This is a genomic window from Candidatus Cryosericum hinesii, assembly GCF_003570985.1.
Taxonomy (GTDB): domain Bacteria; phylum Caldisericota; class Caldisericia; order Cryosericales; family Cryosericaceae; genus Cryosericum; species Cryosericum hinesii.
The window spans coordinates 1-24,046 of the sequence record NZ_QXIW01000032.1; the positions used below are offsets into that span (position 1 = coordinate 1).

The following is a 24,046-nucleotide window of genomic DNA, read 5'->3' on the forward strand; positions in this document are numbered from 1 at the left end:
CGCGTTTACAAACTACCTCATCACTGTATACTCTTCGTGTGGATTATCAATGGCAGCCGAAGGGGTGAGCGTGAACAACCTCTGGGACAACAATATCCTGATAGTCGCGATCATCGCGGACCTCATTGCACAGGGCATCAAGCCGCTCATCCACTACGGCGAGTATCATGAATGGAAGTGGCCACTCCTCCTGTCCAGCGGCGGATTCCCCAGTTCGCACAGCGCTACCGCTACAGCCCTGACGGCGATGGTGGGATTCACGGAAGGCTTCGCATCCCCCTTGTTTGCCATCTGCATAGTCTTCAGCGGCGTCGTCGTATTCGACGCTTCGGGCGTCCGCCAGGAAGTCGGCAAGCACGCACGGACCCTGAATGCCATGTTCGAAGAGTTCAAGTGGGGGGACAGCTTCGACTATAAGCACTTCACCGAACTTGTCGGACATTCCTTCTTCGAAGTAGTCGGAGGCATGGCGCTTGGATTACTCATTGCGCTGTTGTCTCTTCGCATCCCATTCCTCAGACCGAGGTGAGTACATGAAAATCATCATTGGTTCCGATCACGGTGGATTTCGCCTCAAGTCGTTCCTCACCCATGCATTGACGCTCAAGGGCTATGAAGTCGAGGACCTGGGCACCGACAGCGGTGAGCGCGCCGTCGACTATCCCGATTTCGCAGCAGCGGTAGGCCGCAAGGTCGTAGCAGATCCAACCACAGTCGGCATCGCCATCTGCGGTACCGGCATCGGCGCCAGCATCGCGGCCAACAAGATCGCCGGCGTCCGCTGCGCACTGGTCTACGACGGCTATACGGCACGGATGGCCAAGGAACACAACAATGCCAACGTGCTCGCGCTTGGCGGTCGGACGACAGCCGAGGAGATCGCGCTCGACTGCGTCGTCACCTGGCTGAACGCGACCTATCAGGATGGGCGTCACCAGCCACGCCTCGACAAAATCGCCGCCCTTGAGGAGTGTCCTCTGGGGTCAGCTGGTAAATAACCCAGAGTGGTACATTTGCAACCTGACCAGTGAAAACCGCTCTGCTGCTCGTCGACATCCAGAAGGAGTACTTCCCGGGTGGCGCAATGCCCCTCGATGGCCCCGTCGAAGCAGCCGTTCAGGCTCGAAAGCTGCTCGCCCATTTCCGGTACAACCACCTGCCCGCTATCTTCATCCAGCACGTGTCCCTCGACCTCGAAGCGACCTCATTCAGACCCGGCTCTCCCGGTATCAGTCTCGACAGCAGCATTCGTCCTCTTCCCGGTGAAGCCGTCGTTCGCAAGCATCATCCCAACAGCTTCCGTGAAACGAACCTGCTGGAGTTACTGCGGACGGATCAGGTCTCCCGCCTGGTCATCTGCGGCATGATGACCCACATGTGTATCGACGCGACGACGCGCGCTGCCTGTGACTACGGGTTCGAGTGCATTGTTGCAGCCGACGCGTGCGCCACCCGGGATCTGGCGTTTACCGGAGAAACGGTGCCTGCGGCCATGGTCCAGCGAGCCTTCCTCGCGGCGCTGAATGGCACGTACGCCCAAGTGACTACGACAGGCGAGATCGTCACGATGGTTCAGCAGCCGGCGCTGGATGACGCTGATGCCCATTCATTGGACGTGGAGGGTAGACATGAGTACCCATGAGACATGGGAGCTGTACCGTCAGGCGCTGGACGCCTCGATAGATGGCATGGCCCTGCTGGATGCCGCTGGGCGGTACGTCTACGCCAACGCAGCGCACGCCGCCGCCTACGGCTTTGCGCACGCCGAGGACCTTATCGGGCAGTCCTGGCGCATCCTGTATGATGATAAACAGCTGCACTTCATCGACGAGCAGGTCTTCCCCATCCTGCAAAGCCAGGGCCACTGGCAAGGTGAGGCGGTCGGCAGACGCCGCGATGGGTCAGTGTTTCCCCAGGAGCTTTCTCTCGCGTCCCTTCCCGACGGGGGCCTCGTCTGCGTCGTCCGCGACATCTCGGACCGTGTGCTGGCCGAACAGGCCCAGCTCCTGTACCTGCTGCTGTCCGAAAACACGCATGACATCATCCTGTTCATCGCTCCCAATGGCAGCATCCGCGAGGCCAACACGGCCGCTTGCACAGCATATGGCTACACCCATGACGAGCTGCTGAGACTGGGCATAAAGGACTTGCGGGCCCCAGAGGCGAGAGCAACCATCCCCACCCAGTTCGCCCAGGTGGCCAAAGGACCCATTGTCTTCGAGACGACACAAATGCGCAAGGACGGTTCGGCGTTCCCTGTCGAGGTGAGTTCCCACAGTGCCGACTACAACGGTGAACAAGTGATCATCAGCGTCATCCGCGACGTGACGGAACGACAGGCCCACGAAGCCGAAATAGCTCAGCTGGGACGGGCGGTCGACGAATCGTCCGATGAAATCTACGTTGTTGACGGTGACACCCTCTCGTTCATGCAGGCCAACCTGCGGGCAACGCAGAATCTGGGGTATTCCCTGGATGAGTTGCAGCAGATGAAACCGGTCGACGTAGCGCCCGAGATGACTGCTCAGCGTCTTGCCGAGGCACTTGAGCTCGTCCGGGCTGGCATACGGTCAACCGCTATGCTGCGTACGACCGCACAGCGGCGCGATGGCACGACCTATCCCGTCGAGGCACGCCTCTCCCTCGCCGAGACTGGTGGCAGGACGGCCATCGTTGTCATTTTCACCGACATCTCGGAACGTCTTGCTGCCGAGGCGGAGCATACGCTGATCCTGACTGCCATGGACCAGGTGTCCGAGGGAATCGTCATCCTCGACGAAGACGAACGGCTACAGTACGCAAACCAGGGGCTGGAACACATCCTGGGCGTACCGGCTGCGAGCATCCTGGGGAAGACACTCGCCGAGTTTCCTGCCGGGCCGGGCTTTGAGGAACTCCATCAACGTGCTGGCGCAGCGATGCTTTCGGGACAGCCGTGGACAGGAATGCTGATCATGACCCGTTCCGACGGGACGCCACTGACCCTGCGTGTCACTGTGCGCGCTATTCGCCAGCCCGAAGGCCAGACCCGGGGGTACTGTGTCATCATTCATGACGCCACCGAAGAGGCGCACCGAGAAGAGGAACTGCGTCAGAGCCAGAAAATGGAAGCGGTCGGATTGCTGGCGGGAGGCATCGCCCACGACTTCAACAATCTGCTGACCGCCATCATGGGCTATGCGGACCTGTTGACGTACTCCCTGCCCCCGGGTTCTCCCGAGGCAGCAGGTGCAGCCACCATCAGTCAGGCAGCTGTGAAGGCGGCCGACCTCACTCGCCGCCTGCTGGGCTTCGCACGCAAGGGGAAGATCGAGGATATCTCCGTCGACCTGCATACGGTCATCCATGAAGTGTGCAGTCTGCTGGAACGGACTATCCCACGCAGTATCGTGATCGCTGAAGAGCTGGATGCAACCCACTCATCGGTCATGGGCGATTCCACCCAGCTGCAGCAGGTCCTGCTGAACCTCGGCATCAACGCCAGAGATGCGATGCCCAACGGCGGTACGTTGTCCTTCAGGACGCGAAACGTGCATCTGGACGCCTTGTTCTGCCAGCTCCATCCAGAAACTCGTGAAGGGTGGTACCTGCAGACTGACGTCGAAGACACGGGGTGCGGTATTCCTGTCGAGAACATGCCACACATGTTCGAGCCGTTCTTCACGACCAAGGGTGTCGGCAAGGGGACCGGCATGGGACTAGCCATGGTCTACGGCATCGTCCGCAATCACGGCGGAACCATCCATGTATACTCTGAAGAAGGTCGGGGGTCAGTGTTCCGTATGTACCTGCCGTTCACGGAGATTACAGGAACTCCGTCCATCAACAGCCAGCAGCAGCCTGTTTCTGGTCATGGGCGCATCCTCGTCGTCGACGACGAGGATGCTGTCCGGAAGGTTTCGGCCGATATCCTCAGGCAACTCGGCTACGTCGTCGACGAATGCAGTTCCGGCGACGCTGCAGTGTCCTGGTATGCCACGCAGCCACAGGAACGGCGCCCTGACCTCATCGTCATCGACCTGAACATGCCTGGCATGGATGGCATCCAGACCCTGAAGGCACTCAAGACCATCGACAGTGGGACACGCGCTGTGCTGTCCACCGGTTTCGGCCTGGATGGGCGTCTGCCGGAAGCGACTGCGGCCGGGTTCACGGGCTGGGTCCAGAAGCCGTTCCATCCCTACGAGCTGTCAGTTGCTGTCGCACAGGCGCTGAACACGCAGCACTAGACATCCCTTGGCTCGTCATTCCCGCAGGCATCCGTCATTCCCGCGGGCATCCGTCATTCCCCCCCGAGTATTTCTTTTCAATACCCCTGAGCATTTCAGTTCAATACGAGGGGCGTTCTGAGGGGTGCTTTCGGCGAAGGCGGGAATCCAGTCCTGCCCTTACCCGTTAACCCCGTTCCAGGGTCTGTCGCTCCGCGTCGAGGTCAAACACGAACTGCCGCAGACTTGACCGGAAGAAGTCCCTGATGTGGTCCCACGCAACAGGAGTCCCAACGTAGACGGGGTCCTCCTGAACGTCGGCGTGCTCGAACCAGACAAACCCCTTGCCGATGACCAGCGGCTCGAGGACGGTCACTCCATACCGCTCCAGAGCATTGCGTGCAACCTTGCGGAAGGGGACGGTCTGGAGAACGGTATATAAGTCCACGAAGTCACTGCGCGTACCGCCCTGACTGACAGCCAGCAGCTTCATGGCTGCAATGTCCACGACACCGGCGACGTCACAACCATTCAATTTCGTGGTAGACTCCGCGAAACGCGCCGGGGTTTGCGTCAGCAAGAGCTGGGCGCCGTCTGCCTGCACGATCATCGCGTCGTCCCCCATCGTCACGGACTCCACGACGCTGGCAAGCCCGCGCAATTCCTCGAGGATGCCGGACGGTCTGAACACCTGCTGAGCGAAGAACTCAAGGTCGCCGGAGGTCCGGTGCCCCAGGTACAGCGCCAACCCCGTCCCCCCTGCCAGAACCCCTCCATGCATGCCCAGGGTCGGCCCCACCCGGCTCATCAGGATACGCGCCTTCTCTTCTACGCACTCAGGATGCATCGGGCACCTCGAACCACACCATCCAGAAGTTGCGTGCCCTCGCCGACAAGCTCTTCGCGGAGAGGACAACGTCGATGATAGTACTCTCGGGGTAGACGCCGGCGAGCCAGCGCAGGTCCTCCAAATCTCCTTGTTCCAGCAGACATGCGATAATGGCAGCGGCGTCCCTCTGCAGGGAGAGGGCGCTGGGATCCACACCGGCAAACAGCCGCATGGTATGCAAGGGCATCGTCGTCGCCCGTTGCGCCGCGTCGACTCTCCGCCGTACCTCGGGCCGGGTGAGCGGACCGATGTAGGACTGGACCATGCGCGCGCCATCACGGTGCACCATGTACGCGTACTCTTTGTTCCCCGTCTTGCGAATAGTGATGCTCATATGGTGCCTCCTGCGAGCATCATATATATCTTGCTATACAAGTCAATCGACTTCTTGTATAACAAGATATGTACAACTGACGTTTTTCCTCTTCAGAACGGACGTTCATGGACATAAATGACAGTCACTGCAGGCAAACCGCCAGATGTCCGGGCGACTCAGGTGTTTTTCCGTCATTCCCGCAAGATTTCGTCATTCCCGCGAAGGCGGGAATCCAGTCTGTTCTTTTGCGACGGACAACTCTCCGTGTCAGGTGGCAAATGTACCAGCTGACCCCAAAGTCTTGCTGGCATCCATGGTGATGGTCGCGGGGTTCGTGCTGCCCGTGAGGCCACCGGACCAGCCGGTGAAGGTGTAGCCGGCAGCGGGAATGACGGAGGCAGGGCGGTTCACCTCCGTTCTTACGTGAGTTGACACGGTCACACAGGAAAGCGACCCCCCAGCCAGTGACCCTGTGACCGGGGGTCGCGTATCACTCTCTGCTAGGGCATGTATGTGATCGTGATTGTTTTGGTTGCAGTTGCCCAGACGACAGAGCATCCAAGATTCTCAGAGACGAATCTCAGGGGAAGCATGGTTCTGCTACTGATGATCTCGGGGACTACCAAGGCATTCGTTGAATCGATGGGGGTGTTTTTACCATTTACGGTTGCGACATTCTTGCCAATCCAGAGTTCAATAGTCGTACTTCCAAGAGTCACTGTCGCCTTTCTGGTGGTTCCATCCCAACCTATCGATCCTTTGAGCGCTTCGATGATTGTACGTATGGGCACAAGGGTTCTCCCGTTCTTGATGATGGGTGGTGAATCGAGCGAACCATTCGAAATCCCATTGACGGTGAACGTAGACTTCCCGATCTGAAGAACGATGACCGCCTGTTCCTTCGTGGAAACAGTGATGGCTTGATAGCCCTTTATGCCTGAACCATCATGGGCAAGAGCCTCTACTATTACGCGACCAACACTCGTTCCAGTCAATATTCCTGTTGAGGCATCAATTGTTGCTGTTCCTTCAGCATTTCCCACTAACCAGATGACGCTCGGATCGGTGGCATTAGTTGGAAGAACAGTAGCGTTCATTTGAAGGGTTTTTCCATTCATGACTGTCGTGGCAAACCCTTCACTTGTGACGGTGATTCCTGCTACGAGAACGGGGGCTGTTGTTGCTTTTGCCGACAGAACCGACACGAAGACACCGGTGCACAGTGACAGGACGAGACATACTGCGATGAAAACTGACAGAACCTTTCTCATAGGGTATTCCTCCCCTTCAGGATGAACTTTCAGCGCCTGTGACGGTGGCAGCACCGTGGAACACAGTCAACAAAAACACATCCGATCCGTCTTGTGCTGTTTATCTATCTATAGTTCTACAAACAAGTATTCACCGTATCTCTACAATATCAAGGACTGTTCCTGAACACCCAACACAGCCACACCACAGCATCGTGCCCCATGGAGTCAGAACGCCAACCCACGCGGCGGTGCAAGGATGGATTCCCGCCTGCGCCGAAAGCACCCCTCAGAACGCCCCTCGTATTGAACTGAAATGCTCAGGGGTATTGAAAAGAAATACTCGGGGGGGGAATGACGGAGGCGTAAGACTACGGCAGCTTGCCCTCGACCAGTAGGATGGCACGCCTGAGGTCGTCCATGCCCTGCTTGAAGCGCTTGACAGCCGTCGTGACCGAACAGTGGCGTTCTTTGGCGATGACNNCGATGTCCGAACTCGTCCGGTGTGCCGTGAGGTCGCTCATTGTTCCTCCTGAGGTGACAGGAAGGCGTCACCGGTGCCGGCAGTGAACCACGGCGACGTCCCCGCCGTGCCGAGGTGCGTGGGTGTACGGCCCTCGTGGTCGCACCAGTGCAGCATGGTCCGCCTCGCGACAGTGTTGCCGATACGCAGCTGCTCGTCGAGCGGACGGCCCTGGTACCGGCCACAGCAAGACCACAGGGCATAGCCGGCAATCTGGATCAGGTCATCGGCGTCGAGCCCCCACGTCCGGGCGTAGCGGCGCGCCATGCCGACGATGACAGGGCGCAGACCATCATACAGTGGTACAAACCAGACATCCTTTCGTTTCACGCAATCCCTCCCTATGTGGATTATTTTACACAATCTGTGAACAACGCAAGTCATGTCACTATTTTCCTCTGTGTACTTTTTACGCTGTCGTGTATAATATGGTAGACACCANNGGTGCACGGCATGGCTTGCCACGACTGAAGCGCATGTGGTTCCTCATTCAATGTGAAAGGAGCAGATGATGGGGTTTAAGGAGAATGTCCAGACACTACTTGCACAACGCGGCTGGAGTCAAAGGGAGCTGGCAGCCGCCGCCGGCATCTCGCCCGGCGCCGTCGGGGACATCCTCGAGGGGGAGTCGTCCAATCTGCGGACCGCCACGAAGGTGGCCGCCGCGTTTGGCGTCGAGGTCGCCGATCTCATGCGGGAGGAGCAGCCCTTGGAGCCCCGGGACGAACTGGACGTGGCACTGCGTCACCAGGGAGACCTGTCCCCCGCCGACATCCAGGCCGTAAACGCCTTCATCTCCTATATCCGGGGCACCCGGCCGGGACGGGGCAAGCGTGGTCGTTAGAACGTGCCCATATGACAATGCAAGCATGGATTCCCGCCTGCGCGGGAATGACGGAAGCCAGGCGTAACCATGGCGGCTAGAACGTGCCTCTCCCCGCGCCTGATGGCATATGCCCAGCACGTGCGTGAGCACTTTCCCCGAGCCATCGCGGGGACAACCGTCGCCGACCTGGACGCCCTGGCCGATGATGTGTGCACCTCCCTCGACGACTTTCCTCTGACGACGGGCGTGCTGGGCTGTACGGTGTTTGAACATGGTGAGGCTTACACCGCCATCCGGGAGGGCTTGCGGCGCGACGAGCCAGCGCGTTATCGGTTCACCCTGGCGCACGAGCTCAGCGAGATCCTCTTGCGGCGCTATCTCGACGCCCTGCCCGATCAGAGCCGGCGCGAGCATGTCTGTGACGCCTTCGCGGCCGAACTCCTGCTCCCGCATGCAGCGGTCCTAGCCACTATGGCAGTTCTCATCCAGGTCCATGCCGGAGGCCCCGGACCGTCCGACGCAACGCTCGACCAGCTGGCACGGCGCATGGCATCCACCTATGACGTGTCACTCACGGCGGCGCGCATCTCGATTGCCGAGTGCCTTTAACTGTCATTCCCGCGAAGGCGGGAATCCATTTTTGCCACGACGTATGGGTCCCCGCATTCGCGAGGACGACAACAAGGGATCGTGCGGGGTGCCACTCTGGACTTAATTACCAGCTGACCCCATATAGCTGGACAGTGCCTGGTCCCGCCGCTATACTGCTGAGGTTATCTCCAGAAGGGGAGGCACCACAGTGTCCGAGAACGACCAGAAAACGAGTATGTCACGCCGATCGTCCCTGACCCGCCTCCTGCACACGCAGTCGGTAGCCCAGGCGGCGGTACTCATTGCCGTGATTTCATTCCTCAGCAAGTTCGTCGGTTTCGCCCGCGAGGTCGTCATCGCGCGCCAGTTTGGCGCCACTGGCCAGACGGATGCCTTCCTCATCGGCATGATGGTCCCCAGCCTGGTGCTCGGCCTCTTCGCGGGAGGACTCGGAACGCTCATCGTGCCCTGGTATCTGGGTCATAAGCGGGAGGACCCGGAACGCGCACGTGTGCTGGTCGACCAAGTGACACTCGTATGGGGAGTTGTCTTCGCGCTCGTCTGCGTCGGCGTGTGGGTCTTTGCGCCCCAGCTGGTGCACATCTTCGCTCGTGGCTTCGAGGGCGCGCGGTATACGCTGGCCGTCCAGGTAACACGCCTGCTGGTCCCCATGGGCTTCATGCTCATCATGACCGGCTTGTTCACCGGCCTCCTGCAGGCAGAGAGCAGCTTCCTGGTAGCGTTGCTCTGGACAACCGTAGGCAACATCGCCTTGGTCGCCTGCCTGCTTGCGTTCTCGTCCCGCATGGGCATTCAGGCCTGGACACTGGGCCAGACAGCGCTGGCCGTCATAGGTTTCGTCCCGTTGGTCATCCTGCTGGCAAGCAAGAGGTACGGCTTCTTCCGCCGTTTCGACATCCGGCATATGAATTGGCCGGCTATCCTGCAGTTTGCCGCCCTGCTCATGCCGCTGGTACTCGCGGGTGGCGTGGGCTCCCTCAATGTGATGGTCGACCGCTGGGTCGCCTCACGCCTGCCGGAGGGGGCAATCGCCGCCCTGAACTTCTCCGGTCGCGTCTGGACCATCCCCATTACCCTGCTTGCCAGTCCCATCGCCATAGCCGTCTTCCCCGCGTTCTCGTCCATGGCGGTGGACGGCTCAGCCCTGCATGCGATGGACGACAAGGTGCGCCGTACTGTGGCCTTTCTCGCCTACATCGTCATCCCGTCATCCGTCGGCATCATCATCCTGGCAACGCCCATCACCCGTCTGCTGTTCCAGCGAGGGGCTTTCGACACCACCGCGACCGCCATCACGGCCTCCTGTGTCCAGATGTATGCCCTGGGACTCGTGTTCCAGGCGGTACTGCCCATCCTGGGCAAGGTCTTCTACGCATTCAAGAACACGGTGACGCCCCTGCTCATCAGTCTGGGCATTGTGGGAGCCAACATGGCCGGCAACATCATCCTCAGCAGGTACCTCGGGGCTGCCGGCATTGCGCTGGCGACGTCCATCACCGTCACGCTGGGCACAATTATCTACGCCCTCCTCCTGCGGCGCTACTTCCGCACGGAGGACCGCCCCACGACGACTTACCCGCTCTGGACTCAGACGCTCAAGACTCTGCTGGCGACCGTCCCCGTCGGGCTCATCGCCTGGCTGGGCCTCAGGTGGGTGAACCCGGTCACGGCGTTCGTTCCTCTGGTCGTCCGCACCATGGCCGTCTGTATTGTCGCCGCCCTTGCCTACGCGGGTTGCAGTATCGCCCTGCATCTCGACGGGTGGCAGACCATCCAGAGCCGGTTCACGGGGCTGGCGCATCGACTGCGAGGCAGGTAACAGCCCGTCATTCCCTCTGAGTTCCGTCATTCGCTACTTCGTCCTTCCCACTGAACATCTGTCATTCCCCCCCGAGCCTTTCTGTGTAAGGCGAGGGGTGCTTTCGCCGCGAAGGAACGTCATCCCCGAATGTTTCTGTCGGGGACGGGAATCCACCGACGTGAAACGGACTGGATGCCCGCCTGCGCGGGCAAGACGAATCGGGAGACAAGTGGCGGATGCCCGCTGATTACCAGCTGACCCCAATCACTTGTGGTTGTCATGGAATCCATAATGAAGGTGTCATAGGAGGATAACATGGCAAAAGGACTCGACTACTCGTTTGGACGGCCCAATCTGGACACGGTCAAACAACGGGGTTATAGCTTTGTTGCGCGGTATCTCGCTGTCGATGGTGGAAGCAAGCTCATAACCAAAACTGAGGCTGACCAGATACGCGCTCATGGACTCGGTCTGGTGCTTGTTTACGAGCAATATGCGGGGAGGGCGAAAGAAGGGCGTGCCGCCGGCAAAGCTGATGGGCAGACGGCACTCANNTATTGATGAGTACCTCCGTGGTGCTGCCGACAGTATCGGGGCCAATCGTGTGGGGGTTTACGGCAGTTATACTGTTGTAGAGCGATGCTTCACGAATGGCTCAGCGCGGTTCTTCTGGCAAACGTATGCGTGGTCGGCCGGGAAGATTTCAACTCATACCCACATTCTCCAATATAGTAATGGCCAGACGGTTGGTGGCGCATCCGTGGATCTGAACGAATCGAAGCAGGCCGACTTCGGAGCCTGGGGGATTCCTGCCCTCGTCCCTGCTCCAGCCCCGGTACCGGCGCCCGTGGTTCAGCCCGCAACTAGGCTCTCTGTGGCACAGCAATGGGCAATCGACCAGGGCATCATGACCCCTCCCGTAGATTAGGACGGGCAAGTAGATTACAACATTTTGGCTTGGGCGCTTATGAAGGCCCGCGGGAAGATGTAAAAGCCTTTGGGGGGAGCCGTCATTCCCGCTGAACTCCGTCATTCCCACCGGGCTTCGTCCTTCCCAATGAACTCCGTCATTCCCGCCGAACTCCGTCATTCCCGCGAAGGCGGGAATCCATCCTTTGTCCTTGCCAATGTACCAATGGGCACCTAATTACCAGCTGACCCCATATCGCCGTTTCGATAGCTGACACCGAACGTGAGGAGGAAGATAATGCCGAACAAGCGGAGACATGACCTGATAGAACAAGACAAGAATTCCTCGCCGATTGCCGGCGCTCGTGGTGGCGAGATCATCCTGTACAACGCTCCCGATGGTACGGCGAAACTGGATGTGCAGCTTGAACACGACACGGTCTGGTTGAATCTGGATCAGATGGCCACCCTTTTTGAACGAGACAAATCAGTCATATCGCGCCATTTGTGAAAGGTGTTCGCCGATGGCGAGCTTGAGAGAAGTTCAGTTGTTGCAAAAAATGCAACAACTGCCGAGGATTCCTCGGTAGTTCAAGACGAAGGAGGGCGCACAGTGCATCGAACCGTGCGCTTCTATAATCTTGACGTTGCCCTCGCAGTCGGCTCGCCGCCCTCGTGGCTACGACACTGTTGATCGCAGAAAGCAAGCCGGATGAAAAAGACGTCATCGTCCGCATCGTGACAAACCTGCTCACCGAACGGCCAAAGGGGACAGTCTCATGACAAGTGACGCAAGAAAGATATCTAGATGTCCTCTAACCAGGCGAGGGGTGCTTCTCCGCTAGGCTTCATCATTCCCCCCCGAGCCTTTCTGTGTAAGGCGAGGGGTGCTTTCGGCGCAGGCGGGAATCCATCCTTGCATCATTGTATGGGTCCCCGCATCCGCGAGGACGACAAGATAGTTAATCCGTCATTCCCGCTGGACTTCGTCATTCCCCCGAACACTTTTTTCCCATGCGAGGGGCGTTCTGAGGGGTGCTTTCGGCGAAGGAACGTCATCCCCGAATGTTTCTGTCGGGGACGGGAATCCATCCTTTGTCCTAGCCAATGTACCACTCTGACTTATTGAGCAGCGTATCACAAAGGAGAAGTATCACTCAAGCTTTATAGTAAGCTTCTTCCCACATGCTGCAGCGAATTGAGCAATTGAACGAATGCTGCCAAGATATCCTTCCCGCTCCATACGAGCAATCTGTGGTTGAGTACGCCCCATTCTAGCTGCAAGATCTGCCTGGGTAAGGCCACAGTCCTTTCTTGCTTTTGCCAAACGAAGCGCGATTTCTGCCTCTTCCATCGCTGCTTTCATCCTGACAGAACGTACTGGATCGGCGGCAATGGCTTTCTCTGTGTCTCTGCGTAGACGATTGCTAGCCTCGATGACCTCTCTGGAAACGAGAGGTTCCTCTATTGCTTTCCTCCTCGTAGTACTCATCTCTCCCTACCTCCACATCCCCTTCTTGAGCTGCACCAACCTCCTGCGTGCCAGGTTGATCTCCTTAAGTGGCGTCTCTCTCGTCTTCTTGACAAAGGCAACAAGACCATAAATCAGGTTGCCCCCATTCCAGTAATAGTACAAGATACGTGCCTGTTGGCCATCATCGTGTGCTCGAATCTCGAAGATTCGCTTTTCCTTGTCAACGATGTCTCCTTGTGGAGACACCAAAGTCCCATTCTTTTCAAGTACTTTGACAAATCCCAACAACTCATCCTGCAATTCCTGCGGAAGTTCCGCTAGTTCACCCTGTGCCGGCGGAATCAGCACAAAAAGCTTCTTCATCCAGTTTCCACCATGCCCTCCCGAGACATCCTCCTTGACCTACCGTTCAGAATTACACGAGCAGCCAATCGACAAAGGACATACCAATATTGTTATGACTACCACAGAAAAGTCAAGGGCCTACACTTGGGAGAGATGACCACCTTCGTCTATCCAGCGTTGATGGGTTTCACCACTGCATGCAGCATACCAATCCGTCTCTGTCCTTGCCTGTGCTCTGTCCTCCCCCCGAGCACTTTTTTCCCATGCCCCCGAGCCTTTTAGTGTAAGGCGAGGGGTGCTTCTGAGGGGTGCTCCTCACGAGTATTTCTCTGCAATACGAGTGGTGTTCCTCGGCGTAGGCGGGAATCCATCCCTTCATCTCGCCGATGTACCACCAGGTGCCTATTGAGCAGCGCATCACAAAGACGAGCCTGATCAAAAAATGGCAAATGGACTTGTCATTTTTATCATAAATATGCCAACTGGACTTGTCATAATTATGGCATTGCCCTATACTCGATTCTAGGATCGGGAGGTAGGTATGGATACGAGTGTCTTCTCTATAAGGAACCCTTGGCGTTCTGGGCTCCTGGCCAAGGAACCAGACCGGATTCCACGGCATGAACTGCAGACTGCACTATCATGGATGGACAGCAGGCACGTCATCACCATCGTCGGACCACGACAGGCAGGAAAATCGACCCTGATGAACATGCTCATTCGTCATCTGCTCAGTAGTAGTGCAGTGCCGGCTGCCAATATCTTCTACTTCACCACGGACGATGCCGAGACGGTCACCCTTCTTGCCAACGTCGGTGACTTACTGGCGTTTCTACGAGGTAACTCGACAGGCAATGGACGGCTTTATCTCTTCATCGACGAGATCCAGCGACTCGGGAGTCCAGGGCTCTTCCTGAAAACACTGTACGACTTGGACCTTGACCTCAAGATTGTTGCTTCGGGATCATCTTCACTCGAGATCCGCAGTGCGTCAAAAGAGCACCTGGTCGGGAGGGGCCGCGAATTGGTTCTGTACCCTCTGTCATTTGGCGATATTGCAGCAAGCAGGATCCCGGGGCTGCGGGCAAGCTCCGCCGACATTGCCCAGATTCAACGCCTGTATGGTACTGACCTTGTGCGCACGTTTGAGGAGTGTGCCGTGTGGGGGACTTATCCTGCCGTTGTCACTGCCCCAACCATGGCACAACGACACGACGAGCTGCAGCAACTATACCAGAGCTACGTGCTCCGGGACGTGTCGCAGTTCTTTCACATCCAGCACGTCGGAGTCTTCAACAATTTGACCACCTTGCTGGCAGGCAGCGTCGGCAGTCAGGTACAATGGGAAACGTTAGCCAGAACCACGAAATCAAGCGCTCAGACGATCCATAGCTATGTCGATCTTCTGGAGGGAACCTTTGTCTGCCGTCAGGTTCTGCCATATACGGGCAACGTCGTGGGATCCATCCGCAGAATGCCAAAAATCTACTTCATAGACTGCGGACTGCGCAACAGTGTCCTCTCCGACTTTTCGGCGCTGTCATCGCGCTCCGATCGCGGGCATCTCGTCGAACAGGTCGTGTTTCAGGAGCTTTGCAAGATCCTTGAGCCAACAGACAGACTCTACTACTGGCGCATGTACGCTGGCTCACACGAGGTCGATTTTGTCGTCGTCCGAGGGGAGTCGCTTGTTCCCATTGAGATAAAAGACTCAAGCATGAGGAGCCCTGAGGTTCCCGATGGTATCAGCGATTTCTCCAAAGCCTTCAGGCCCTGGGGCGCCATTGTGATGAACCGTGATTTCGCCGGGGAAGCAACGAGCGGAAACACCACCGTCATGTTCGTTCCCACTGCCGCAACCCTCGCCCGGCCAGACCTTTTCAGGGAGCTGCTTACAAAGGCACTCCACTAACCCCACATCCGTCATTCCCCCGAGTATTTCTGTCTAATGCGAGGGGTGCTCTGAGGGGCGCTCTGCCGCGAAGGCGGGAATCCATCCTTGCATCATTGTATGGGTCCCCGCATCCGCGAGGACGACAAGATAGTTAGTTCGCCCTTCCCCCGAGCACTTTTTTCCCATGCGAGGGGTGCTTTCGCCGCAGGCGGGAATCCATCCTTGCATCATTGTATGGGTCCCCGCATCCGCGAGGACGACAAGATAGTTAGTTCGCCCTTCCCCCGAGCACTTTTTTCCCATGCGAGGGGTGCTTTCGGCGGATGCGGGAATCCATCCTTGCCACGACGTATGGGTCCCCGCATCCGCGAGGACGACAAGATAGTTAGTCCGTCATCCCCCCCTGAACATTTCTTTTCAATGCCCCCGAGTATTTCTTCTTAATGCGAGGGGCGTACTGAGGGGTGCTTTCGCCGCGCCGAGGACCTGATCAGGCAGTCCTGGAGCGTTTCCCGGCGGATCTATTGACCGAGCCCGATGCTGCTCATGTCGTCGGTCCTGAGGGCGATCGACAGCTGAGCCATCTTGGCGACGTCCACGATGTCGATCGAGGCACCCTTGGGGCTTCTGCCAAAGCCGGTGATCGGTGCGGTGATGAACACAATGTCCTTGCTGCGCAGATCTCTCATCGCCAGTGCCTGCGAGTAGATATCGGTGACAGAGAACGCATTGTCCAAGGTAAGATTTCGAGCTATGGCGTTCACAAGGGCCGCAAAGCGTATCGGGTTGGTCAGAGTCTGCTTGCTCAGTGCTTTGAGCATTAGCGCCTTGACGAACGCCTGCTGGCGGCGCCCCCGGGAGATGTCGCCCTTGCTGAGCTGGTACCGCTCGCGGACAAACCCTAGTGCAGCCTCACCGTCAAGGTGGTTCATGCCCACATGAAACACATAGCCAAACTCGTTGCTAGCCTCCTCGGCGTAGACGTCCACCCCGCCAACCGCATCGGTCATGGCCTTGAAACCTTCGAACCCAATGACGGCAACGTGATCAATGGGCACATCGACGAGACTTCGCAGCGTGCGTATGAGCAGCTGCGGCCCCCCGTATGCGTAGCTAGCGTTGATCTTGTCCTTGCCGCGCCCCGGTACATCGACGTACATGTCACGAGGGAAGTGGACAAGATAGACCTTCTTGTGATCACTGGTGATATGCATCAGGATGATGACGTCAGAGCGTCCGTTGGCTACAGTGGTATGGCTGTCCGAGCCGATCAGCAGGATGTTCTGGGCTCCCTTGGCCAATGGGACCTCGGCCGACGGAACTGTGGCCGATGGATCTTTGGTCGTTGGGTCCTCGACAGGTGAAGTCTCGCCCGCGCTGGGGGTCGGCAGCAACACCTCGTGCTTGACGTTTGTCGTGACGGTGTGGTTCAGCAACGCCCAGTAGACCACGCCGGTCCCGACCGTGAGCACTAGCAGGATCAAGACAATGCTCACAATGATCCGACGGGTGCGGTGCGTCCTGGGAGCAGCAACGTTGGCGGACGCCAACGGCGTGAATTCTTTCTGTGTTCGTTTCACGGGCCCTGGGGTCAGGCTGCCAGGAACGCTTCCTGATCCTCGTCAGCAAACCAATGAAGATCAGAGCTTCCGCAACGGCGCCAAGCAGCCGCAACAAGATAGCTCACGACAACCATCCGAGTCCAAACGGTGTGTGCTTTCATCTTGACCCCTTATTCAGTCATGGACTGATGATAGATCCATCTAGCAACGTGCGCAACACTCTCTCTCCCAAGCAGCGGCGAAGGCCTTGAACGCCTTCTTGCAGCTCTCGTCGAATTCTGCCCACGTCTAAATTATGATAGCACTCTCTCGAGGAATCCCATGCATCGACAGTGACGAGCTCCGTCATTCCCCCCCCCCGAGCATTTCTTTCCAATGCGAGGGGTGCTCCTCACAAGCATTTCTTTTCAATGCCCCCGAGCCTTTCAGTGTAAGGCGAGGGGTACTTCTGAGTGGCGTTCCTCGGCGAAGGAACGTCATCCCCGAATGTTTCTGTCGGGGACGGGAATCCATCCTTTGTCTTCGTCTGTCCTTGCTTACGGGATATTGATAGACGGGTCGATGGTGTGCAGTGCGGCGCGCATGGCATTCACGTCATGACTGCGCGTGGCGTTCAGCAGGGCGTCGACGGCCTGACGGAGCACTGCCAGCTCCGGGATCGCCGGACACTCGACACGCATGATGCTCTCGTTGCTGGTCGGCACGACATGTTCCGTGCCCGACCACAGCTCCTCAGTCATCTTCTCGTTACCGCGGTTGCCGCTGATGACGATACTGGCATCGCGCCCAACCTCCAACCCCGCCAGCTTGATGTAACTGCGTGCCAAGTCAAGGATCCGGATGGGCTCACCCATGCGCAGGACAAAGATGTCCCTCCCCTGTGCCAGTGCGCCGGCCTGCAGCACCAGCTGCACTGCCTCGGGAATGAGCATGAAGAAGCGTTCCATGTCGGGGTCGGTCACCCGCAGGGTGCGAGACTCCTGCAACTGCTTCTGGAAGACCTCTGTCACACTGCCCTTGCTGCCCAGCACGTTCCCGAATCGGACACTGGTCGCCCGCAGGCGCTCGCGCCCGTCGTTCACCTGGACCACGAGTTCCACGACGCGCTTGCTGGCACCCATGAAGTTGACCGGGTTCACTGCCTTGTCGGTGGAGATGTTGACAAACCGCTCGGCCCTATGCGACGCGGCCAGCCGCAGCAGGGTGCGTGTCCCTCCGACGTTGTTGAGGATAGCCTCCTCTGGGTTCTTCTCCATCAGCGGCACGTGCTTGTGCGCTGCAGCATGGAAGATGATGTCGGGACGGTACGTATCGAACAGCCAGGCCATGCGGGCCTCATCACGCATGTCCCCGATGACGGGCACGGCACACGTCACATTCTCGAGCTGCTGCATCTCGCGGTCGATACGAAAGATGCGGTTCTCCCCCCTGCCCAGCATGATCACCTGTGACGGGTTGAGCTCAACGACCTGCCGGACGATTTCGGAGCCGATGGAACCGCCCGCGCCTGTCACGAGAATACGTTTGCCCTCCACATAGGCCCTCACCGGCCCCAGGTCCGTGGATACCGGCGTCCTGGTCAGCAGGTCCTCCAGCCGGATCCGCCGCAGGTCGTCCACGTGGATGGATCCGTTCACCAGTTCCCACATGCCTGGCAGGGTCCGTACCTGCACATCGGTGTCGGCCAGGTTGGGCAACACGGCGCGGGTAACAGACGCAGCATGTGACGGGATGGCGATGATGGCCTGGGTGGCGCCCGTCCGCCGCGCCGCATCGGCAATCGTGGCGACAGAACCCAGCACGCGCACGCCCCGGATTGTACACCCACGCTTGGCGACATCGTCATCGATCAGCCCAACCACCCTGCCCAGCTCGGGGTGCCCCTCGAACTCGCGCAGGACTTTGTCCCCTGCATCGCCCGCCCCCACAATCAGCACGCGTGCCCCAGATGGCGTCTTCTGCACCGGCACGTCGACCCTCTCCTGCCGTGCGGTATGCTCGTACCGCCATCGTGCGACCGCCCGCACGCCTGCCATGAACAAAAAGGCCAGTACGGCAGACGCGGCAAATGCCCCCCGAGACCATTGCACTTCTCCACTCACGGCTATCAGTAACTGTAGGGTCAGAACCTTGGTGACTGCGACGACGATCGCCACACGCTCCATGTCTCGCAGGCTGGCGTACGACCACAGCGCCAGCGGCGTCTGGAGGAGCACAGACGCTGCGACGAACACCAGGTTCTCCATAAGCCCAGGGAATCTCAGGATGTAGACTAGGGACCACGGCGCCGCACCGAAGTCGAGCCGAGCGAAAACAGCCAAGACTGTGGCGAGGTTAAGCATGGCTAGATCGACGAGAAGCTTCGCGATTGCCCGGCTCCAGTTTGGGCGCCTAGTCTTGCTCACGACCGGATGCATCATCGCGCTATCTTCCTGACCCGCGTCGTCAATCCATCTTTCAAGCATGTCACGACCTTTTGCTGCTGTTCGGGCGTGATCATCGTGAAGAACGGCAGGGCGATGGTCCGTGCGGAAACGTGTTCCGTAATCGGGAAGTCGCCCGGCTTGTACCCAAACTCCCGCACATAGAACGGCTGCAGATGGATAGGCGTGAAGTAAGGCCGGCTCTGGATACCATGGTCCGCCAACCAGCCGATGAGCCAGTCGCGGTCAACCCGTGTGAACTGGTCGGCAAGACGGATCACGTACACGAACCAGCTCATCCTTGTCACGTCCGGCAGGATCGTCTGCGTGATAACTTCCGGCACATCCTTCAGCAGAGCATTGTATCGTTCGGCTGCCTGTCCCCTCAGTTCAATAATGTTGTCCAACCGCCGCAACTGAGACGTTCCCAGCGCACAGCTGATATCCGAGATGCGATAGTTGTACCCAAGGCGCTCGTGTCCCAACCATTCGCCGGTCTCTCCTCGTCCCTGGTTGCGCATGCTGCGACACAGCGCGGCTATCTCGTCAGACTGCGTGACGACACATCCGCCCTCGCCCGTCGTGATCTGTTTGTTGGGGTAGAACGCGAACGCCCCGGCAGCGCCCCACCCGCCACAGCGCCGACCCTTCCACTCGGATCCAAGAGCTTCACACGAGTCCTCTATCAGCTGCAGGTTGTGCTGACGCGCGATGTCCTCGATTGCATCCAGTTCGGCCGGCTGGCCAAATGCGTCTACGGCCAGAACAGCCTTGGTCCGTTCGGTCACTGCCGCGGCTATGCGTGCAGGATCGATGTTGTACGTGTTCGGCCGGATGTCCACGAAGACCGGCCTCACCCGTTCAAATAGCAGGCAGTTGGAGGAAGCGATGAAGCTGAACGGCGTCGTGATGACCTCGTCACCCTCCTTCAGTCCCAGCGACCGCACGATGAGGTGCAGCGCCGACGTCCCGCTGTTCACGGCGACACCGTGCGCGACTTCCGCCACATGCGCCAATCCCTCCTCGAACTCCGGCAGGCGTGGCCCCAAGCTCAGGTGGTTACTTCTGAGGACCTCAAGGACAGCCTGTTCATCACTCGAGTCAACCCACTGAGAAGACAGCGGAACATTCATCATAACGTCTATTCTCCTTTCCGCCATGCTCGAGCAGGCCCGCCAGCGGCGGCGATTGCCTCAGGTGCATCATACACAATAGCACTCAATGCTCCATCACTCATTCGCCCACGTCCTGGCCGCAGTGCCCTGACAGCCAACTCGCCAGCGCCCAAGAATGCGCTGTCCCAAATGTGAACGTTGCCACCGGCCTGACAACGGAGGGCCGTAGCGAAGGGCTCGCGCGTCACAAGCAAGGAGGCCATCAATCATGGGCACTCGCATGGGCTGGCTCCTCATCAAAACGTACGATGCAGAAGGGCACCTTTCCGGACGGGAAGGCTTCAACTTGGTCTACAAACGCGAACTCGATTACCGTAGCCGAACCGAGCACGGCCAACATATCATGGCGAAAACCGTCGAGAGACAGACGTATTCTGGGTTCCTCCGGGCTGAGTCCAGGCCACAACTTCAGGCGAATCGTGTACTTCTCCAGGCCTCGCTGGACGATCTGATATTGGCTGATGAACCCTTTGTTCTGGACAACATCAATGAGATGTGTGAAGAGCAATGGGCTGAAACGGCTCCCGTCTGGACCCCTGAGCATGGTCAACTCTCTTCCATCCACTGATTCCAGGCGCTGCCAGCCATGCTGTGGGTAGAGAGACTCCGCACTATCGATCGTCGCGTAGTCTCCAGTGTCGTAGCGGATGAGCGGCATGCTCAGGTTGTTGAGCACGGTTACGAGGATCCGCCCGGTACCATGTGCGATACGTTGACCATCAGCATCGACAACTTCCACAATGTGCGTTGATGGGTTCACATAGAGAGCATCAGCGCCACGCGCGCACGCAATGCAACCTGCTTCGTCAGACGCATATCGGTTGAAGACCGGGCAGCCGAAAGCACGCTCTATGTTCCTCCGCCAGTCTGGAAAGAGCGTGCCTGCCGCCGTAACAACACCTCGGGGAGTATAGCTGAGCCGTCGACCACTAATGTTGATATACTCGGCCAGTGATTCAGCAGCGTTCACATATGACAAGATGATCTCCGGCCTCGTGCGGTCGATGACATCAACGTAACGGTCGAAATCCCCTGCTCTGAGCGCGTTTGCGTCCAGTTGAGGCTGCCCATAGAGCCAGTTCAAGAGGCGCCGCTTGACCGTCGGGTGGTCTCCCAGCACCTCAGCATACGATCCCCAGATCTTCTGGATGCGATCGGTTGGCTTCCATCCCACCCATTTGAAGAAAAGGTAACTACCTGCGGAATTGGCTGCACCGTATCGTGAGTCCTGTAACACATGCAGCAGGACTCCCGTCGAACCGCCGGTGCACTTCCAGTGAACAGATCTGGGCAACACATCACTTGTGTACTTGCCCGGATCGTTGATGAGGTCTTCACGTTTCATGATGGGCAGCGTTTCGAGCAAATCAAGTATGTCGAGAGAGTGGCTGTGCTCCAGCGCGCGATGTGCAGGAACGTGAAGTTGGCTCCACGTAAGAAGCTCCTCCAACCTTGGAGCGGCAATTTCACGCCACGACAAATCCTGAGAGGATTCCATTTGGCGCAAATCTCTCCACATTGCACCGTTCCGCACGTGATCTATAACATACCATAGACTGATCATATGACCTCCTGTGACCGTTCGACTGCCGAGTCGGCACGATATGCAGGGAAAAAGGATGGCTCCGGCTCCCATGTTCGGCCCATTCCCGCTTCCCACTTCTTTCTGGCAGCTACAAGCAAGTTGTACTGACTCTTGTTCCACACAACACGCCGGACCCAGAAATCCATGAGCCCGCGCGGCTCAAACGCTCTCTTGAACTGGAACAGTCCATCATTCGCTTTGAGCCCGCCACCAACCACGAAACTCGAGTACCTTCTCTGGTGACCCCACTCAACGACCTTGTGCTTGAGCAGCTCAGCTGGACGCAACTTGAAGTAAGCAGCGTCAGTACCACTCAGGAAAGAATATACCGTATCCGCCGACAGCAGCAGGAGTTGGGCTGAAATGACGCGCTCCTGGAGGAATACCAGTACATACTGAAGCTCTCCATAGGGCTGCAGAGAATCATGCAGATGCTGAAGCTTGTCCAGGGGAAAGAAATAGTACTCTTTGGCATGGTCACGTTTCATTGTGTCATAGTAGATGCCGAGGAACGGTTCCAGGAAGCTTGCGCTGTTGCTGATCTCCACTCTGAGCCCGGCTCGCTCAGCGTGGCGAACGCTCTCCCGAACCTTTGGCGCATATCTCAGCCAGCGCTCTTCCATGGGGATCCGGAGGTCCACGACGACGTTCTGCTGCTGAACGAGATGCTCGCCGTCATGGCGAGGGGCCAAGTGTTCAGTGAAGAGGTCTTCGCGCACGAATTCTGATACGACATTCATCTGAGCGAAGAACGAATGAAGAGCATACTCAAGCAACTCTTCAGCAGTTTGCCGGTCGGCATCGTCACCCTCAAATGTTGCTCCTCCGTAACCATAGGGTGAGATGACATCTACCCCGGGTGAGTTGCCCAGTTGCTGTGCGAAGGGTAGCTGAGCAAGGTCGAGCACGTTGAATGGGTATAGACTCAGCAAACGCCCTTCACAGAGGCATGCAATCGCCATCGGCCGTTCGCCAGGCGAAGACATCGCCTCAAGAAAGCCCGGATGGTCGTGTGGTCGCCGACTCTTCGATGCTGACCAGTGCGCAATCCATTCTGCTCTGTCCTCGGCAACTGCTGCGTCCAGTAGCAGCAAGACTTGACTGTCCCGTCTGATGGTTTTCATGCTACGCCGTCATCTCTGGAACGCGGACGACTTCCATCCCACTCCGTCATGAGAGTCACAACCCTCTCCATGTCATTCCTCGTGTATCGTTGGTCACATGGCAGCGTCAGCATTGTCGCCGACACTGACTGTGACCCCGGGAAACCAGTTGCGACGTCAGTGGGGAGCTGCCAGTGAATCGGACAGTAGACACCGTGACTCGTCAGAAAGATTCTCAAGTCATCGCGGCGTGGCAAAACGATTGGGCATCCGAGTGGGCAGACACCTTGTGGAAGTGTTTCTTGGAATAGATGCAGGGATTGCAACCGAGAGATGCCTGATGCAAGAGCGGCATAGTTAGCTCTGCGGGCAGACACAATGGCCACCGTATCCAGTTGACCCCACATGGTGCACGAGACTCGCGACATGGGTACAGCCGCAGTGCAGCCGTCAGCTATATCCTCCGCCATTCCAAACAGTGTGTGGTATCCGTCTTTCTGTGACAGGATGCCATCACAGTAGAGTCCCTTCATTAGACCTGCCACAAGTCGAGCACGACCGAATCCTCCGTCAGTCGAGTCGGCATCCAGTGGCATCGAAAATCGGGAACCCCTCTTCCAAACGAGTCCTCCATCCGGCAAGCCTGCCCACTTCCTGAGACTGGCTACTGTGTAGTTGCTACAGGGTATCTCGTCCGGTGCTATGTTGAAGAGACTGTGGGTCATGTCCAAGATAGTGACCGCCCCACGGTTATGTTGCTGCTGTGCGAGATCCTGTGCTGTTGCCGATACAGGGAATCCGAAGTAGTTGACGTACAGAACAACGCTGCCATGGCCGACTGCCAAAGCCCAGAGGCCGTCCACCGGAGCCAGATGGCCATCAACCGGGTAGTAGTGCACCTCGAGTCCCGATTGTCGGAAGGGCTGCACCATCGATGCACACAAGTATGAGGGTAGCCAGGCATCCATCAGTTTCGCCCCGTAACGGGCGTCTCTCAGGGCTGTCAGCAGCGCTGCCTGGCCATTCTGCACGAGGCGACACTCGCCAGGCGGTAATCGCCACGACTGCGCCGACAACAGGTCGCACTCTTCCGGGTGTGCCAGAGAACTGTCTCGGAGCTCGAATTCGCCGCCTACTTCCCATTGCATCAC

General features: G+C 58.1%; 24 protein-coding genes. 11 read left to right on the plus strand and 13 right to left on the minus strand.

Features of this window, described 5'->3' with window-relative positions:
- The 4 genes from SMC3_RS07905 to SMC3_RS07920 form a co-directional block, all read left to right on the plus strand.
- The coding region (locus SMC3_RS07905; RefSeq protein ID WP_207799722.1) for a divergent PAP2 family protein at window positions 1–529 on the plus strand (529 nt) is incomplete at its 5' end.
- Window positions 530–533: 4 nt separating this feature from the next.
- A complete protein-coding gene (gene rpiB / locus SMC3_RS07910; RefSeq protein WP_119086822.1) occupies window positions 534–998 on the plus strand; it encodes a ribose 5-phosphate isomerase B in 465 nt (154 codons plus the stop codon).
- Window positions 999–1,027: 29 nt separating this feature from the next.
- The gene (locus tag SMC3_RS07915) at window positions 1,028–1,642 is read left to right on the plus strand and encodes a cysteine hydrolase family protein (protein ID WP_119086821.1); all 615 of its coding nucleotides are present in this window, start codon (window positions 1,028–1,030) and stop codon (window positions 1,640–1,642) included.
- Complete coding sequence (locus SMC3_RS07920; protein ID WP_165846681.1) at window positions 1,629–4,229, plus strand: PAS domain S-box protein; 2,601 nt, start codon at window positions 1,629–1,631, stop codon at window positions 4,227–4,229. Before SMC3_RS07915 ends, SMC3_RS07920 begins: the two co-directional genes overlap by 14 nt.
- Window positions 4,230–4,395: 166 nt before the next feature.
- Here SMC3_RS07920 and SMC3_RS07925 read toward each other — a convergent pair whose 3' ends face one another.
- From SMC3_RS07925 to SMC3_RS07945, 5 genes are all read right to left on the minus strand, one after another.
- Window positions 4,396–5,055, minus strand: coding sequence for a hypothetical protein (locus tag SMC3_RS07925; RefSeq protein WP_119086817.1), 660 nt, complete (start codon window positions 5,053–5,055; stop codon window positions 4,396–4,398).
- A complete protein-coding gene (locus SMC3_RS07930; RefSeq protein ID WP_119086816.1) occupies window positions 5,045–5,431 on the minus strand; it encodes a DUF6922 domain-containing protein in 387 nt (128 codons plus the stop codon). The genes SMC3_RS07925 and SMC3_RS07930 overlap by 11 nt, the downstream gene beginning before the upstream one ends.
- Window positions 5,432–5,680: 249 nt before the next feature.
- Window positions 5,681–5,854 carry an InlB B-repeat-containing protein gene (locus SMC3_RS09420; protein ID WP_207799723.1) on the minus strand — a complete coding sequence of 58 codons (174 nt, stop codon included), beginning with the start codon at window positions 5,852–5,854 and terminating at the stop codon, window positions 5,681–5,683.
- A gap of 59 nt (window positions 5,855–5,913) precedes the next feature.
- Window positions 5,914–6,684, minus strand: a complete 771-nt coding sequence (locus SMC3_RS07940) for a stalk domain-containing protein (RefSeq protein WP_119086814.1) — start codon at window positions 6,682–6,684, stop codon at window positions 5,914–5,916.
- Between the two features lie 499 nt (window positions 6,685–7,183).
- A complete protein-coding gene (locus SMC3_RS07945) occupies window positions 7,184–7,516 on the minus strand; it encodes a sigma factor (protein WP_165846684.1) in 333 nt (110 codons plus the stop codon).
- A 178-nt stretch (window positions 7,517–7,694) separates the two neighbouring features.
- On the opposite strand from SMC3_RS07945, the gene SMC3_RS07950 reads away from it, so the two are divergent.
- The 6 genes from SMC3_RS07950 (at window position 7,695) to SMC3_RS07975 (ending at window position 11,845) form a co-directional block, all read left to right on the plus strand.
- A complete protein-coding gene (locus tag SMC3_RS07950) occupies window positions 7,695–8,030 on the plus strand; it encodes a helix-turn-helix domain-containing protein (protein WP_119086811.1) in 336 nt (111 codons plus the stop codon).
- 69 nt (window positions 8,031–8,099) lie between these two features.
- Entirely contained in the window at window positions 8,100–8,621 is a 522-nt protein-coding gene (locus SMC3_RS07955) for an ImmA/IrrE family metallo-endopeptidase (RefSeq protein ID WP_119089992.1), read from the plus strand.
- Window positions 8,622–8,811: 190 nt separating this feature from the next.
- A complete protein-coding gene (gene murJ / locus SMC3_RS07960; protein WP_119089993.1) occupies window positions 8,812–10,443 on the plus strand; it encodes a murein biosynthesis integral membrane protein MurJ in 1,632 nt (543 codons plus the stop codon).
- Window positions 10,444–10,740: 297 nt separating this feature from the next.
- Window positions 10,741–10,986, plus strand: coding sequence for a glycoside hydrolase domain-containing protein (locus SMC3_RS07965; protein ID WP_119089994.1), 246 nt, complete (start codon window positions 10,741–10,743; stop codon window positions 10,984–10,986).
- A 199-nt stretch (window positions 10,987–11,185) separates the two neighbouring features.
- Entirely contained in the window at window positions 11,186–11,353 is a 168-nt protein-coding gene (locus SMC3_RS09430) for a hypothetical protein (protein ID WP_165846685.1), read from the plus strand.
- A gap of 279 nt (window positions 11,354–11,632) precedes the next feature.
- The gene (locus SMC3_RS07975; protein ID WP_207799724.1) at window positions 11,633–11,845 is read left to right on the plus strand and encodes a hypothetical protein; all 213 of its coding nucleotides are present in this window, start codon (window positions 11,633–11,635) and stop codon (window positions 11,843–11,845) included.
- Window positions 11,846–12,487: 642 nt separating this feature from the next.
- On the opposite strand, the gene SMC3_RS07980 is transcribed toward SMC3_RS07975, so the two are convergent.
- A complete protein-coding gene (locus SMC3_RS07980; RefSeq protein WP_119089996.1) occupies window positions 12,488–12,826 on the minus strand; it encodes a helix-turn-helix transcriptional regulator in 339 nt (112 codons plus the stop codon).
- A gap of 6 nt (window positions 12,827–12,832) precedes the next feature.
- On the minus strand, window positions 12,833–13,171 hold the full coding sequence (locus SMC3_RS07985; RefSeq protein WP_119088142.1) for a type II toxin-antitoxin system RelE/ParE family toxin: 339 nt from the start codon (window positions 13,169–13,171) through the stop codon (window positions 12,833–12,835).
- Window positions 13,172–13,694: 523 nt separating this feature from the next.
- Here SMC3_RS07985 and SMC3_RS07990 point away from each other — a divergent pair.
- On the plus strand, window positions 13,695–15,065 hold the full coding sequence (locus SMC3_RS07990; protein WP_119089997.1) for an ATP-binding protein: 1,371 nt from the start codon (window positions 13,695–13,697) through the stop codon (window positions 15,063–15,065).
- A 503-nt stretch (window positions 15,066–15,568) separates the two neighbouring features.
- On the opposite strand, the gene SMC3_RS07995 is transcribed toward SMC3_RS07990, so the two are convergent.
- From SMC3_RS07995 to SMC3_RS08025, 6 genes are all read right to left on the minus strand, one after another.
- Window positions 15,569–16,627, minus strand: a complete 1,059-nt coding sequence (locus tag SMC3_RS07995; protein WP_207799725.1) for an LCP family protein — start codon at window positions 16,625–16,627, stop codon at window positions 15,569–15,571.
- 518 nt (window positions 16,628–17,145) lie between these two features.
- Window positions 17,146–19,074 carry a nucleoside-diphosphate sugar epimerase/dehydratase gene (locus tag SMC3_RS08000; RefSeq protein ID WP_119089998.1) on the minus strand — a complete coding sequence of 643 codons (1,929 nt, stop codon included), beginning with the start codon at window positions 19,072–19,074 and terminating at the stop codon, window positions 17,146–17,148.
- Entirely contained in the window at window positions 19,026–20,168 is a 1,143-nt protein-coding gene (locus tag SMC3_RS08005) for a DegT/DnrJ/EryC1/StrS family aminotransferase (protein ID WP_207799726.1), read from the minus strand. The genes SMC3_RS08000 and SMC3_RS08005 overlap by 49 nt, the downstream gene beginning before the upstream one ends.
- A gap of 241 nt (window positions 20,169–20,409) precedes the next feature.
- Window positions 20,410–21,705, minus strand: coding sequence for a phenylacetate--CoA ligase family protein (locus SMC3_RS08015; protein ID WP_126851563.1), 1,296 nt, complete (start codon window positions 21,703–21,705; stop codon window positions 20,410–20,412).
- 62 nt (window positions 21,706–21,767) lie between these two features.
- Complete coding sequence (locus tag SMC3_RS08020; protein WP_119088147.1) at window positions 21,768–22,916, minus strand: GNAT family N-acetyltransferase; 1,149 nt, start codon at window positions 22,914–22,916, stop codon at window positions 21,768–21,770.
- On the minus strand, window positions 22,913–24,046 hold the full coding sequence (locus SMC3_RS08025) for a hypothetical protein (RefSeq protein WP_126850813.1): 1,134 nt from the start codon (window positions 24,044–24,046) through the stop codon (window positions 22,913–22,915). The genes SMC3_RS08020 and SMC3_RS08025 overlap by 4 nt, the downstream gene beginning before the upstream one ends.